This window comes from Gammaproteobacteria bacterium (genome assembly GCA_003696665.1).
Taxonomy (GTDB): Bacteria; Pseudomonadota; Gammaproteobacteria; order Enterobacterales.
On record RFGJ01000583.1, the window covers coordinates 1 to 13,932 of the forward strand.

The 13,932-nt window shown below is 50.4% G+C and carries 14 protein-coding genes; 12 read left to right on the forward strand and 2 right to left on the reverse strand.

Annotated elements, in window-relative coordinates:
* The 5 genes from D6694_14160 to D6694_14180 form a co-directional block, all read left to right on the forward strand.
* Window positions 1–661: MotA/TolQ/ExbB proton channel family protein (locus tag D6694_14160; GenBank protein ID RMH36033.1), on the forward strand; the 661-nt coding region annotated here is incomplete at its 5' end.
* Between the two features lie 4 nt (window positions 662–665).
* Window positions 666–1,190: a MotA/TolQ/ExbB proton channel family protein gene (locus tag D6694_14165; protein RMH36034.1), complete on the forward strand. Its 525-nt coding sequence runs from the start codon at window positions 666–668 to the stop codon at window positions 1,188–1,190.
* 12 nt (window positions 1,191–1,202) lie between these two features.
* Window positions 1,203–1,607 carry a biopolymer transporter ExbD gene (locus tag D6694_14170; GenBank protein RMH36035.1) on the forward strand — a complete coding sequence of 135 codons (405 nt, stop codon included), beginning with the start codon at window positions 1,203–1,205 and terminating at the stop codon, window positions 1,605–1,607.
* Window positions 1,608–1,615: 8 nt separating this feature from the next.
* Complete coding sequence (locus tag D6694_14175; protein ID RMH36036.1) at window positions 1,616–2,239, forward strand: energy transducer TonB; 624 nt, start codon at window positions 1,616–1,618, stop codon at window positions 2,237–2,239.
* A 168-nt stretch (window positions 2,240–2,407) separates the two neighbouring features.
* Window positions 2,408–3,823 carry a hypothetical protein gene (locus D6694_14180; protein RMH36037.1) on the forward strand — a complete coding sequence of 472 codons (1,416 nt, stop codon included), beginning with the start codon at window positions 2,408–2,410 and terminating at the stop codon, window positions 3,821–3,823.
* Between the two features lie 42 nt (window positions 3,824–3,865).
* On the opposite strand, the gene thpR is transcribed toward D6694_14180, so the two are convergent.
* Complete coding sequence (thpR, locus tag D6694_14185; protein RMH36038.1) at window positions 3,866–4,381, reverse strand: RNA 2',3'-cyclic phosphodiesterase; 516 nt, start codon at window positions 4,379–4,381, stop codon at window positions 3,866–3,868.
* A gap of 280 nt (window positions 4,382–4,661) precedes the next feature.
* On the opposite strand from thpR, the gene D6694_14190 reads away from it, so the two are divergent.
* The 7 genes from D6694_14190 to D6694_14220 all read left to right on the forward strand — a co-directional run bounded on the left by D6694_14190 (window position 4,662) and on the right by D6694_14220 (window position 13,041).
* Window positions 4,662–6,308 (forward strand): CTP synthase, encoded by a 1,647-nt coding sequence (locus D6694_14190; protein ID RMH36039.1) that lies wholly within the window; start codon window positions 4,662–4,664, stop codon window positions 6,306–6,308.
* Between the two features lie 10 nt (window positions 6,309–6,318).
* The gene (locus D6694_14195) at window positions 6,319–7,602 is read left to right on the forward strand and encodes a phosphopyruvate hydratase (GenBank protein ID RMH36040.1); all 1,284 of its coding nucleotides are present in this window, start codon (window positions 6,319–6,321) and stop codon (window positions 7,600–7,602) included.
* 166 nt (window positions 7,603–7,768) lie between these two features.
* Window positions 7,769–8,410 (forward strand): sulfate adenylyltransferase, encoded by a 642-nt coding sequence (locus tag D6694_14200; GenBank protein RMH36046.1) that lies wholly within the window; start codon window positions 7,769–7,771, stop codon window positions 8,408–8,410.
* Entirely contained in the window at window positions 8,407–10,326 is a 1,920-nt protein-coding gene (locus D6694_14205; protein ID RMH36041.1) for an EAL domain-containing protein, read from the forward strand. The genes D6694_14200 and D6694_14205 overlap by 4 nt, the downstream gene beginning before the upstream one ends.
* Before the next feature lie 88 nt (window positions 10,327–10,414).
* On the forward strand, window positions 10,415–10,858 hold the full coding sequence (locus D6694_14210) for a hypothetical protein (GenBank protein ID RMH36042.1): 444 nt from the start codon (window positions 10,415–10,417) through the stop codon (window positions 10,856–10,858).
* 27 nt (window positions 10,859–10,885) lie between these two features.
* On the forward strand, window positions 10,886–11,362 hold the full coding sequence (locus tag D6694_14215) for a DUF3718 domain-containing protein (GenBank protein RMH36043.1): 477 nt from the start codon (window positions 10,886–10,888) through the stop codon (window positions 11,360–11,362).
* Window positions 11,363–11,448: 86 nt separating this feature from the next.
* A complete protein-coding gene (locus D6694_14220) occupies window positions 11,449–13,041 on the forward strand; it encodes a sulfotransferase family protein (GenBank protein RMH36044.1) in 1,593 nt (530 codons plus the stop codon).
* Window positions 13,042–13,047: 6 nt separating this feature from the next.
* Here the strand turns inward: D6694_14220 and D6694_14225 are convergent, their stop codons facing one another.
* On the reverse strand, window positions 13,048–13,890 hold the full coding sequence (locus D6694_14225; protein RMH36045.1) for a hypothetical protein: 843 nt from the start codon (window positions 13,888–13,890) through the stop codon (window positions 13,048–13,050).
* Window positions 13,891–13,932: the final 42 nt, after the last annotated feature.

The window sequence follows — 13,932 nt, forward strand, 5'->3', positions numbered from 1 at the left end:
CATGGCCAAAGCCTTTGTCCGCCAAACGAGTGGTGTGCACGCGCTTGGCGTGGATCCATCACGCGGTGCGTTGCTTGAATTGCTCATTCAAAAGAAAAGCCTATGGGAGCAGTATCAGGCGGGTGGCATTGTCGGTTACGTGATCACTGGCCTCTTCATCTTCGGTGTTATCTTGACCTTGATTCGCCTGTTCGGACTGATGAGCATTAGCCGCCAAGTACGTGCACAGATGAAGAGCTCAACCCCCGGAAATAACCCCTTGGGCCGCATCATGAAGGTATACTTGGAGAACAAAGACGCTGACGTTGAGAACCTTGAGCTCAAGCTTGATGAAGCGATTCTCAAGGAAACACCGAAAATCGAGTGGGGGATTGGTATCGTCAAGGTGCTGGCAGCCTTGTCACCAATGCTCGGTCTTCTTGGTACGGTCACCGGTATGATTGGTACGTTCCAAGCCATCACCCTGTTTGGTACCGGCGATCCAAAAATGATGGCTGGCGGCATTTCGACTGCATTGGTCACCACGGTGCTCGGTTTGATTTCAGCGATTCCGCTGATCTTCCTGCACTCATTGCTGGCAGGCCAAAGCCGGTCTATCATTCATATATTGGAAGAGCAAAGTGCTGGATTGATTGCTCAGCACGCTGAAAAAGAGAGCTGATCCAATGATTTGGCTGTCAGAACTTACTGAAGTGGTCTCCGGTTTCATGCGAACCGGGGGCCCTGTTCTGTCCGTGATCGCAGTGGTGCTTTGGCTCCTTTGGGCATTTATTCTTGAGCGCTTTTACTACCTTAACGTGGTATTTCCAAAAGAAGCACGTTTGATGATTGCCAAATGGGATGCGCGGGCTGATACCACCAGCTGGTATGCCAAGCGGATTCGTGAAGCGTGGATTTCGGAGATGCGCGAAAAAGCCATGCAAAATATCTCTGCCATTAAAACATTGGTTGCCATTTGCCCAATGGTCGGGCTGCTTGGCACCGTGCTGGGCATGGTGAATGTTTTCGATACCATGGCCACGGCAGGGACCAGTAATCCGCGTCTGATGGCGGACGGCATCTCCATGGCGACGATTCCGACCATGGCGGGCATGGTCTCGGCTTTGTCGGGATTATTCTTTAGCGCTCAACTGGAGAACAAAGCGCATGTGAGAGTTGAGGGACTCATTGATCATATGCCGCATCATTAACGGGTAGGCTACATGGCTATTGAACGTAACAGAAATCAAACAGAAGAAGCACAGATAGACATGACACCGATGTTGGATGTCGTGTTTATCATGCTCATCTTCTTTATCGTCACCACATCTTTTGTGCGCGAAGCGGGGGTCAGTGTTGTCGCACCAACGGCCACTGAGGTGGTTCCTAAACCGAAGGCCAGCGTGTTTATTGCGGTGACAAAAGATAACGAGATTTTTATCGCGAAAAAGAAATATAAGCCTGAAGAAGTTCGAGTGAAAATCGCACGATTGCGGCAAGATAATCCTGAAGGGGCGGTCGTCATACAAGCCGATAAGCGTGCGCGTGCGGGCATCGTGATGAAAGTTTTGGATGAAGTGAAAGCAGCGGGTGTGACGGATGTGTCCATTGCTGCCCATAACGAGTGAGGTTGGCTATGTCGACAAGATTCATTAGTGCACTCCTCATTGCTGTTGTCCCAACCTTCGCGCTTTACGTGTTTATGGCGTATCTCATCATGCCATCAAGTCGCGGAATAGCGGTGCAAAAAACCATTCCGGTCGAATTCACAATGGTGAAGCCCGAAGAGAAGGAGCAACTCAAAAAAAGGGTGCCGCCTAAACAGCCCGAGCCGCCAAAACAGCCACCGCCGCCAGACACGCCGGTCGAGCAAACCCGTGTGGCCATGGATCTTCCCAAAATTAGCCTGGACATTCCGAAGGTCACAGGTGCATCCATGGGAACAGGCGTATTTCTTGGGGGGGCGCGTGCGGCAGGCACGATGGATGGTGAGGCCATCCCCATGATCCGGATACAACCACAGTATCCGCCGAAGGCGCTGCGAGAGGGCATCGAGGGCTATGTTCGTCTCAGGTTTACGGTGATGCCCGACGGTCGTCCAAGTAATGTGGTGATTGTCGAGTCTAAGCCGCGTCGCGTGTTTGACCAAGCGGTGCGTCGGGTGATTTACAAGTGGAAGTTTAAGCCCCGCGTTGTCGATGGTAAGAAAGTTGCGCAACCTAACATGTACTATACGATGGAATTTAAACTGAGCGAATGAGGGTAGTCTTGAGGTGAGAAGCTCTCAACTAAGCGCAGGGAGCGCGATTGCTTGTAAACGCTGCGTGTCGTCATGATGTTAATTGGCCCGAATTTGCGGGTGGGATGAGCGTCATGCACGGGCAGCGGTCAATAGGCGAATTTCAGACTTAAGAAAAAGGTTTACTTTATGACGCACAGAAAAGTGGTAGCTGGCACTTTGGCATTATTGTTTGCGGCAACTGCATCCATGCAAGTTGCAGCGGTTGATGTTGGCTTTTCAACCAAATACACACGTCAATGCAAACCGCTCGGAATTTCCGAGGCCGAGTTCAAAAAGCTGCCGAAACGACCGGTGGTGGGGCCGCGCGAAAACGTTTACAAACGAGTGGTGCGTGCACAAGAACTGCTAGGGGAAGAAAAATTCCAAGAAGCGCTCGACATTTTGTTGCCGCTTGAAGAACGGGTGAGAGGGAATAAAGGTGATTACGTCACCGTGCTACAAGTGCTGGCGATCGCCTATTCGCAGATGGAAAAGTTTGATAAAGCCATTGAATACTTCAAAAAGGCCGTCGAACTTAAAGTGCTACCCTATCGAATTGAGCAGCAGATATTGGCGCAATTGGCCTCGCTTTACATGATACAAGGGAATATCCAGAAAGCGGCCGAGTATATTGAACGGTACTTTAAGCACGCCGTGAAACCAAACTGGCGTCATTACGAATTATTAGCCGGGGCATATGGCCGATTGGATAAACTCGATAAAGCAGTGTGTCCAATGTATTTGGCGGTTGTGTCATGGCATGAGGAGCAGGCGAAAATTAAGGCAGCTATTGCCAAGGCGAAGGCGGAAGGCAAAGAGCCACCAAAGGTCAAACCAGAAAAGGCACCGAAAAGTTCTTGGTATGCTTTTCTATCAGCGGCTCACATGCAGCTGAAGGACTATCAGGGGGCGGCCCAAATTTATAAGGCGGCGCTGCATTATTTTCCAACTGAGAAAAAATATTGGACCGGCTTGTCGGCCGCTTATGCGTTACTCAAGCAGACTAGCAATACATTTGCAGTTCTCTCTTTGATGCACAGAATGGATTTAATGAACAAGAGCGGTGAATACCGAAATCTTGGTCAACATTATTCAATGCTCAATGCCCCGTATTATGCAGCACGAACGATGGAAGAAGGGTTGAGAAAGGGGACCATTGAGGCAAAGCCAAAGCATTGGAGCGCCACAGCGAGCAATTGGCAGCTGGCGCAGGAATTGCGTAAAGCGGCGGCCGCCTACGAAAAAGGGGCAGAGCTTGACGACAACGGGAAATTGTATGCGCGGGCCGCTGGGGTTTACGCAATTTTGGAAGATTGGCCAAAAGTGGTCTCTCGAGCGAAAAAAGCGCTAGAGAAAGGCGGACTTAAAAATAACGAGCTTGCCCGTGTTTATATGAATATTGGACGCGCTTATACCAACATGGAGAAATATGACCAGGCAATTGCTTACTTCAAGAAAGCTGCCACTATCCCAAAATATGGAAAAAGCGCGTCTGGCTGGATCGGGTATGTTGAGTCCATGAAACAGACCAAGGAAATGCTTGCGCAGTATGAGAATTTATAAAGCTTAGCGTGATGTACCAAGGGCCGGCAGTCTACCGGCCCTTTATTTTTTCGGGATCAAAGGAAACTCTGCGATGGTTTGGTAACGAGAACCGTTGGCTGACAGGATGGATTCGGTCAGTTCGAAATGCGTCACCCTCCAGAGTATATTGGGTTGGAGATGGGTGGCAGTGAATTTGGCCTGTCGGTACAGAGTGACGTGCGGGACGAATTTGCTATTGCGCGAGGCCACGCCTGCCTCGTATGCCAGCCGCCTGATGGTGCGCGCCAGACTAGTCAGGCGTTGTGGCGAAGATGAAGGCCCAACAAACAAGATGGCGGGGCGTGCAAAAAAGCCGATCTCATCCAATCTCAGTTGAAACTGGGGATGATGTACCGTTTCCGCCCGGTGGATAAGGGCATCAATCACATTGCCGCTAACTTCGCCAAGAAATGATAAGGTCATATGAAAATTTTCAGCCGGTACTGGACGGCCAGCGGCCTGTGAAAGACTTGCCTGCAGCTCCCATAAAGCCTGCTGCACCACCTGGGATGGGCGTAACGAGAAGAAAACGCGCATATCTAGTACGACTCCGTGGTTCTAGCGTGTTGTCTGGTAGGGGCCTAGCTTGTGACAACATTGTGTCCATACAGTGTTGCTTCTCACCTGCCAAGTTAACTGCTTACCAAAAAGATGAACGGTCATCAACTCGTCGCAAACGATTGATGAATAAAACCCAGCGTAGAGTAGGCGCACTATGTGTTTCTTACAAGGGCCATATTTGGTAGACTTCCACCCCAATTCGAGCGTTTGTCGTTGCAGCAAGCAGCAGATGTAACAAGGCATTTAGGAAGTTCCCATGACTCGTTTAATTTTTGTGACTGGTGGTGTGGTTTCCTCATTGGGGAAGGGGATCGCGGCGGCTTCATTGGGTGCCATTTTGGAAGCGCGCGGTTTAAATGTGACATTACTGAAGCTGGATCCATACATCAACGTCGATCCAGGCACGATGAGCCCATTCCAGCACGGTGAGGTATTTGTCACAGAAGATGGTGCTGAGACAGATTTAGATCTTGGCCATTATGAACGCTTTGTACGCACTAAAATGTCGCGTCGCAATAACTTTACCACCGGCCGGATCTACTCAGAAGTCTTGCGTCGGGAGCGTCGGGGGGACTACCTCGGAGCGACTGTTCAGGTCATCCCTCATATTACGGATGCGATCAAAGAAAAAATCCTGGCAGGTGCAGAAGGTTATGATGTCTCACTCGTGGAGATTGGCGGTACTGTTGGCGATATTGAAAGCCAACCTTTTCTTGAGGCTATCCGCCAGTTGGGTGTTGAGTTGGGGCGTGAACGTGCGTTATTTATGCATTTGACCTTGTTGCCATTTATTGCAACGGCAGGTGAGCTCAAAACAAAGCCGACTCAGCATTCGGTGAAGGAACTACGGTCAATAGGCATCCAGCCTGATATTTTAGTATGTCGTTCGGAACGTACATTGCCAGCGGGAGAACGCCGAAAAATCGCGTTGTTTACCAATGTCCCGGAACGTGCTGTCATTTCGCTCAAGGATGTCGACAGTATTTATCAAATACCAGCGCTTTTGAATTCGCAGGGGCTTGATGAGCTTATCGTGCAACAACTCCAATTGGACGCTAAACCTGCGGACTTGTCTGAATGGGAACAAGTGCTCTACAAAGAAGCCAATCCCAAGGGTGAAGTTACCGTTGGGATGGTGGGCAAATATGTGGAACTGACCGATGCTTACAAATCGCTGAATGAAGCACTCCGCCACGCTGGCTTGCACACCCGACAAACCGTCAATATCCGTTTTATTGATTCTGAAGATGTTGAAAGCAAGGGCACCGAAGTCTTAAAGGAACTGGACGCGATTTTGGTGCCGGGTGGATTTGGCGAACGTGGCGTCGAGGGTAAGATCCAGGCTGCCCAATACGCGCGCGAGCATAAAATCCCCTACCTTGGCATTTGTTTGGGATTGCAGGTTGCGGTGATTGAGTTTGCGCGCCATGTCGCGAATTTGCCAGATGCGCACTCCACTGAATTCAAGCGTGATTGTCAGTCGCCAGTGGTGGCATTGATTACGGAGTGGGTGAATGCAGATGGGCGAGTCGAGAAACGAAGTGAGAATTCGGATCTTGGCGGAACTATGCGACTCGGTGCCCAAGAGTGCCGGCTTGAGCCTGGAACACGGGCCGCTGAGATTTATGGCCAGCCCCTGATTAGGGAACGCCATCGGCATCGCTACGAGGTGAATAATCATTTGTTACCAAAATTGGTTGAAGCGGGGTTGGTCGTGTCTGGAAAATCGACCGACAAAGATCTGGTCGAAGTGATAGAACTGCCAGATCACCCCTGGTTTGTGGCAACTCAGTTCCATCCGGAGTTCACATCAACGCCACGCGATGGGCATCCACTATTTTCTGCTTTTGTTGAGGCTGCGGCAGCTCACCGGGCGAGCCGTGAAAATCGAACAATAGGTTGAGGTACAGAACATGCTGATCACCAAAATTATTGGACGGGAAGTACTTGATTCACGTGGTAACCCCACCGTCGAGGCTGAAGTTCATTTGGATACTGGCCACGTTGGCGTGGCGTGTGCGCCCTCCGGTGCATCCACTGGCAGTCGGGAGGCATTAGAGCTCCGGGACGGAGATCCGACACGCTACCTTGGAAAAGGTGTACTCAAGGCGGTGGGCCATGTCAATGGTGTGATCGGGCAAGCGTTACAAGGCAAAAGTGTTGAAGACCAACGCGCGTTAGACAATCTGCTTTTGTCGTTGGACGGCACTGAGAACAAGTCAAAACTCGGCGCGAATGCGATCCTCGCGGTTTCACTGGCCAGCGCGAAAGCGGCGGCAAATGCCAAGCAAGTCCCATTATTCAAGCATATTAACCCCGAAGGTCCGTACGCATTGCCTGTGCCGATGATGAATATCATTAACGGCGGCGCCCATGCCGATAACAATGTCGATATCCAGGAGTTTATGATTATTCCAGCGGGTTTTGAGGCGTTTTCCGAAGCGTTACGCTGTGGCGCTGAGGTGTTCCACCATTTAAAAAAAGTGCTGGCAGCACGAGGCCTCAACACTGCTGTTGGCGATGAAGGCGGTTTTGCGCCAAATTTGGCGTCGAACGAGGAAGCTCTGGCGATCATTACAGAAGCCATCGAGCGGGCCGGATACACACTTGGCGAGCAAGTATTGCTTGCCCTTGATGTGGCCAGTTCAGAATTGTACAAAGACGGGGTTTACCACCTCGCATCAGAAGGTCGGGCATTGACTTCAGAAGCGTTTGCCGATTATCTGACCCAGCTAGTGGCGCGCTATCCAATTGTTTCAATTGAAGATGGCATGGATGAAGGCGATTGGGATGGTTGGAAAATTCTCACAGAGAAGCTCGGGCATCGTGTTCAATTGGTGGGCGACGACTTGTTTGTCACCAATACCCGAATTTTGAAGGAGGGCATCGACAATGGGATTGCCAACTCAGTTCTGATTAAGGTGAATCAGATTGGTTCTCTGAGCGAAACCTTGGATGCTATTACGATGGCACACGAGGCAAACTATAGCGCAGTGATCTCACACCGTAGCGGTGAAACTGAGGACACCACCATCGCCGATCTGGCTGTGGCCACTGCCAGTGGGCAAATCAAAACAGGATCGCTGTGTCGCTCTGATCGGACGGCCAAATACAACCAATTACTGCGTATTGAAGATTGGCTTGGCGATGGCGCAGTTTATCCTGGTCGTGCGGTTTTTTCGCGTTTCCTTCGATAAAGCGCAGCGAACATGTCACTGCAAAAATGCCGTACACTTTCGTGTACGGCATTTTTTATGCGCAAAGTGCTGCGCTCTGCAATACTATGAGTCAAACCAGTATTTCGTCGGCGCTATGCGGAACCATTGTTGGCAACTATGGGTAGTTTTGATGATCGGCACGGTCATGGCGGCACGCTTGCCCGAAATTACCATTGATACACCGACATTGGCTCGCATAAAAGTCATGTATGGCTCGCAAGGGACAGAGAGAATCCGACAATGGTTGGCGCTGATCGAGCGATTGCGGCACGAAGCGCTTCCCAATAAACTCAGAATCACCAACGCTTTTTTCAACCAACTTACGTTTCGGCCAGACGTAGCGGTTTGGGGGGTAGAAGATTATTGGGCGACGCCGATTGAAATGCTTGGCGTCGGCGCGGGTGACTGTGAAGATTTTTCGGTGGCCAAATTTTTCACTTTATGGGCGGCTGGCGTCCCCGAGTCGCAGCTTCGTCTGACGTATGTGACCGCAACGACGCTGAACCAGGCACATATGGTGCTGACATGGTATCCCGACCAACCATCAGAACCTTTGGTGCTGGATAATTTGGTCGATGAAGTTTTACCAGCTAGCCAACGCAGCGACTTAATTCCCGTCTATAGTTTTAATGCGTCCAAATTGTGGCTTGCGCGAGAACGATTCCGTGGACAGGAACTGGGGGCTGCGGATCGCATTGAGGTGTGGCAGCGCTTTTTAGACCGCTTGAATGCGCAGCTATCGGGAAAATTTGCGGGGACGAACGACGCACCGAGGACAAAGCAATGACCATAGGTAAGCAATTATCACTGATTTTGACGTTGATGGTTGGGACAGCTGTCAGTATCGCTTTTGTGCAAGGAGTCCTCAATCAAAAACGTTTTGTATCCGAGCAAACCCAAATTCAAGCGGAAGATGCCGCTGCGGCACTTGCTGTGTCTTTGTCACAGCTGATGGGTGACCAGCGGAAAACTGAGGTGGCCACTGTCGTCAATACATTTTTCGACAGCGGTTATTATTCGAAAATTGTGGTGCAAGATGCTGCAAACAAAGTTATTTATGAGCGAACGCTAGAGGCGCCGCTGCCCTTCGAATTGCCACCGGCTTGGTTTCGGTCATTGTTTCTTTGGAAATTAACGCCGGTGAAACAGCCCATTATGAAGGGATGGCAGAAAACAGGCGCGGTGTTAGTGGAACCATTTGATGGCGTGGCGGTCGCGCATCTATGGCAACTAGCGGTTCGAAGCTTTTGGTCGCTGGCGGCGATTGTCATGATCGCCGTTGTGGTCTCGCGATATGTGGCACGCTACTGGCTACGACCGATACAGAATATCACTGAGTTGGCAAAATCAATTCAGCGGGGGGAATTCAAGACAATTTCGCCGCCTCCAAAGACTGAAGAGTTGGCAATACTGACCAATGCCATCAACCGGATGTCATTAGCTTTGGCTGAACAAATTCGCTCGTTGGATCTCCGTGTCAAGCAATGGCACGAGGCATGCGTGACAGACTCAGTCACGCAGTTGCCAAATCGCTTGGCGTTTTTACATGAATTAGAGGCAATCCTTGGCGACGATGAATTGAAAACCCATCTGGCATTGGGACTTGTCCGGCTGGATTTGATGGAAAAGGTGAATAGTGAATTCGGCTATCAGCTTGGTAACGATTGGTTAGTCATGGTCGCAGCCATGCTGCGTAAAGCCTTTGCGCACGTGGAAGGGGCAAAAGTATTTCGTATGGATGGCCCGGAGTTTGCTGTCTTATTGAGCAAAACGGAGCCGGTGGAAATAGAGGCCATTTGGTTACGTGTCATTAGCGAGTGTCGACGGGCGAGTGTTCAATTTGACGCAGAAAGCAGTGTCTTCGGTGGGTTGGCGTGGCTTCCAAATGAAGTCGACAGTCGAAAAGCGTTAACGCTTGCCAACGCGGCTTTGCAGCAAGCTAGGGCAACGGAAAATGGCGTGTTTATTTATGATAACGTTGACTCGTTACTCCCCAAAGACACAAGAACAAGGTTGCTCGCGCGAGCTTTGGACGATCTGCCAGTGCAATGGTGGCGCCAGCCTATACGATGTGTCAGTGGCGCAATCGAGTACGAATTATTCAGTCGATGGCCACTCGATAACAAAACCTATGTTTCGACAGCGGATCTGGCGTCCGGAATTGTGGATGTCGATAAGATCAGAGCGTTGGACGCGCGGCTTATAGAAGCGGCAATACAGTTACATCCTAATGCGCCGCATGCGTTGAATATCAATCTGGCACTTTATGAAAGCAAAGACGCGTTGACTCAGCTAATGAATCACTTTACTGAGCCAGAAAAATGGCGATTGGAAACCAGTCGATTGTGGTTGCCTGAGTCTGCAAAGCGTATTGCCAGAGTGGTGGATGCCTTGCAGCGAAATGGAATGAGAGTGGGCATAGACCACTTCAGCGTCGATTCTCGTGCGGCAGAGTGGCTGTCGATTGTCAAGCCCAGTTACATCAAGATCAACGTTAAACTGGCGCAGTTGCGTGCTGGAGACAACCAAGAAAGTTTGCTGCAATGGTTGAAACCTTTATGCCAAACCTTGTCGATTGACCTGATTCTTACAGGGATTGAAACACGTGAATTGCTGCTATGGGCGGAACAGCAGGGAGTGACTGGCTATCAGGGTTACTTTATTGGGCGGCCAGAGCCGATTGGCAACACACAAAACGAGTGATACACGAATTTGAAGCGACTTGTAGAAAGTGCTAAGGTGGCTGATCAGCATTGACAATAAGGGTTGGAAAGTGCGAGGAGGTGGCAAAATGAAGAACTGGACAATGGTGCTTACCCTAATCGTGGCAGGCAATGTGGCTTTGGCAAGTCAGGATGCTTGGTTGAACGAATTCCGAACCACTGAACAGATGTGCCAACGTCTGACAGAAGGGGTTACACCACAGGCCCAACGCAAGGCCAATGTCAAGTTGGATGCGGAACAATGCTATGCCTGGTTCCTGCACAGTCAGTTGCTTGCCGAACCACGGCAACAAGAATCTGTGCTCAAGGGCGCACTGTTGGTCAATGAACAAAGGGTATCGACCGTCGTGCAGACAGCCATCAAAGCTGGTATGTCTCCGATGCAAGTGGTCGCATTGGCAGGACAAGCACAACCTAAATATCGAACCGAAATTGCTCGGGCAGCGATCGCGGCCGGCGTAGATCCGTCACTTGTGACCGAAGCAACGGCAGCCGGAAAATCTTCAGAATAACGTCGATATTTCGCGCTATTCAGAAGAATGTTCTATGCTTTGCTCCAGGGTAATTCATGTGACAACAAGAAGAGGCTTTGCATGAACCGATATTTGTTGGTGTGTGTGTTTGCGACAGTTATGCTGGTTTGGTCGCCAATGACGGTAGCCGATGACATTACACGGGTGGCTGCTGCCTTGTGTGATTATGCCAAACAAAATAACCGGTCTGCGATGCGAAAAAAACTTTCGCAAACTCGAATCAGCCTAAAACGTGTTTTTGGTGGAATAGGGTGCGGTGCCTCGGATGGTTTTCCAGGTGGCGATTTGCTACGGACAGCTACGTATTTTGGGAGTTTTCGAACGGCAAAGTTTATCGCGTTGAAGCTTGGGAAAAATGGTTTGAAAACCCCCGCACAGGACGGTAAAAACATTCTTCAGTGGACAGAGGAATTGCAAGCCAATGGTGGTGGCAAGGCTGGCGATTTAAGTAAATTTATTGAGTTCTATAAGTCGAAAATGTAATTCCTTAATTTTGAAACTTTAAAAAGCCGCGGGTCATCGCGGCTTTTTGTTAGAATGGTTTTTCCATTGACCAGAGTGATTGCTTCGTGAATAGAACACCGATTAGTGTTGCGCAAACCTATTTGGCGACAGGGCAGTTGGAAAAGGCGTACGACATTGCTGTCAGTCTGCTTCAAAGAAATCAAGCAGATGTCGCTGCGCTGCTCGTACTCTCCGATGTTTATCAAAGACTGGGCAGACCAGATCGCGCGCTTGATGCAGCCCGAGCTGCATTTTCACTGCAACCACAGGTACCAGAAGTGCGGGTACAGCTCGCTTGGTTGCTGGCCTTGTCAAATCAGTTTGCTGAAGCGATGGCGATTGGTGAATTGGAGATTGACAAGCGTGCCAGCCAAGCCGTTTGGCGCAAGTTAGCGCACGTGTGGGGGCGGCTTGAAAATTTTGTCAAAGTGTTGAGTGTCACAGAGCAAGGATTGCAATTATGGCCTGATGATGAAGTGCTGTGGCATGAACGCGCTAACGCTTTGCGCTTTATGGGGCGACAAACTGAAGCGGCCAAAGCCTATTGGTTCTTGATTGAACGCAACAAAGCCGCGCCATCGGTCTATTACGCCTTGGCTGATATGGGACACACGGACGATGAGCGTTTACGCCAATGTCTCGAGCGCAAGCTCAATGAGACGGATGACACGCTGACAAAAATTTATTGCCATCACGCGCTGTACAAAGTGCTTGAGCGTCTAAATTGTGACCATGAAGCGATGACGCATCTCCAACATGGGAACGCCTTGCAGAAGACCAGGCTTGGCTTTCAGATTGGCTTGGAAGAAAATCGACTTTCGGCGTGTGAACAACTGCTCATGAAGACACAACCATGGCCTGTCGAGTCATCTTCCGATAAGAAAACGATTTTTGTGGTTGGTATGCCCCGCACGGGCACGACTTTGGTGGATAGAATCATCTCTAGTCATCCTCAAGTGACATCCATTGGAGAGTCACAACAACTGGCTCTGTCGGTGAAGCGAGTGGCGGAGACAGCCACACCGGAAATCATAGAGCAAAGTACTTTGTCGTTGGCTCAGCAAAGTATCGGGGCTGTGTATCAGCAATATTTGAAGGCCGTCTCGCCATTGTCCGGTGAGACACCGTATGTGCTTGATAGCATGCCGATGAATTTTTACTTCATTCCACTTCTCATGGCAGTGCCACAAGCCAAAGTGATCTGTTTGGTGCGCAATGGCATGGACGCATGTTTTGGCAATTACCGGCAGCTGTTTGCGCCCAACCTGCCATACTATGGATACTCCTATGATCAGGAAGATGTAGCCACGTTCTATGTGTTGTTCAGACGTTTCCTCAGGTCTGTCCAAGACAAGTGCCCCGAGAATGTGATGATTCTTTCGTATGAGGCGCTGGCCATGGAGCCGGACGCGGAGATCAGGCGGTTGATTGATTTTTGTGACCTGCCTTGGCACCCAGGTTGCTTGACGTTCTACAAAAATCCAACGGCAGTAGCGACCGCCAGCACAGAACAGGTGCGATCACCTATCAGTACGCGTCATATCGGACGCTGGCGACGCTATGCCACCCACCTTGAACCGATGTTGGCGGCATTACGAAGTGCGGATCTGGAGGAGGAAGAAATTGCCGGGCCGCGCGTCGCGAAGCAGCGGCCCTGAGGTCCATTAGGTTTTAAAGCGGTTGACCAGTGTTTGCAGATGTGCCGCCAGCTCTGCCTGTTCCTTGGCCGCTTGGTGGGTGTCTTTGGCGCCATCAGCTGTTTGCTCTGAAATATTTGAGATGGCCTCGATATTTTTGTGCATCTCCTCGGTGACCGAGGCTTGTTCTTTGGTGGCTTCGGTAATGTGGGTAGTCATTTCGTTGATGGTCTTGGCGCCTTCAGAAATTTCGCGCAAGGCCTGTGCGGCGGACTCGGAGAGTTCGACGCAATCATTGGCTTCATCACGACTGCGTTTCATAACATCCACGGCTTTTTGTGTGCCCACCAAGAGTTCTTCGATCATACGCTGAATATCGGCTGTGGACTCTTGGGTTCGACTAGCCAGGGTGCGTACTTCATCGGCCACCACAGAGAAACCGCGACCATGTTCACCAGCACGCGCCGCCTCAATGGCAGCGTTGAGCGCCAACAGGTTGGTTTGATCGGCAATGCCACGAATAACATCGAGAATGGCACCAATATTTGAGCTGTATTCATCCAATTGATTGATCACTTGGGCTGCATGCTCTATTTCTTCGGAGAGGTGAGCGATTCGCTCACCATTCTGTGTGACGATTTTTTCACCTTTGTCGGCAAGTTGGGTTGAGGCATCGACCGTCTTCATGGTGTTGACGGCTGCCCTTTCGACCTCTTTCACGGTGGCTGCCATTTCCGCCATGGCGGTGGCAATTTGGGTGATTTGATCTTTTTGGGTATCGACTGCGTTGCGAGTTTCTTCGCTGATTGCCGAAGTTTCTTCCGCAGCAGCCGCAAGACGTTCTGAGCTTGCTGAGATTTCCGACAGCATTGCTCTTAGCCGAGTGACCAGTCCATTGATCCATTCGCTTAA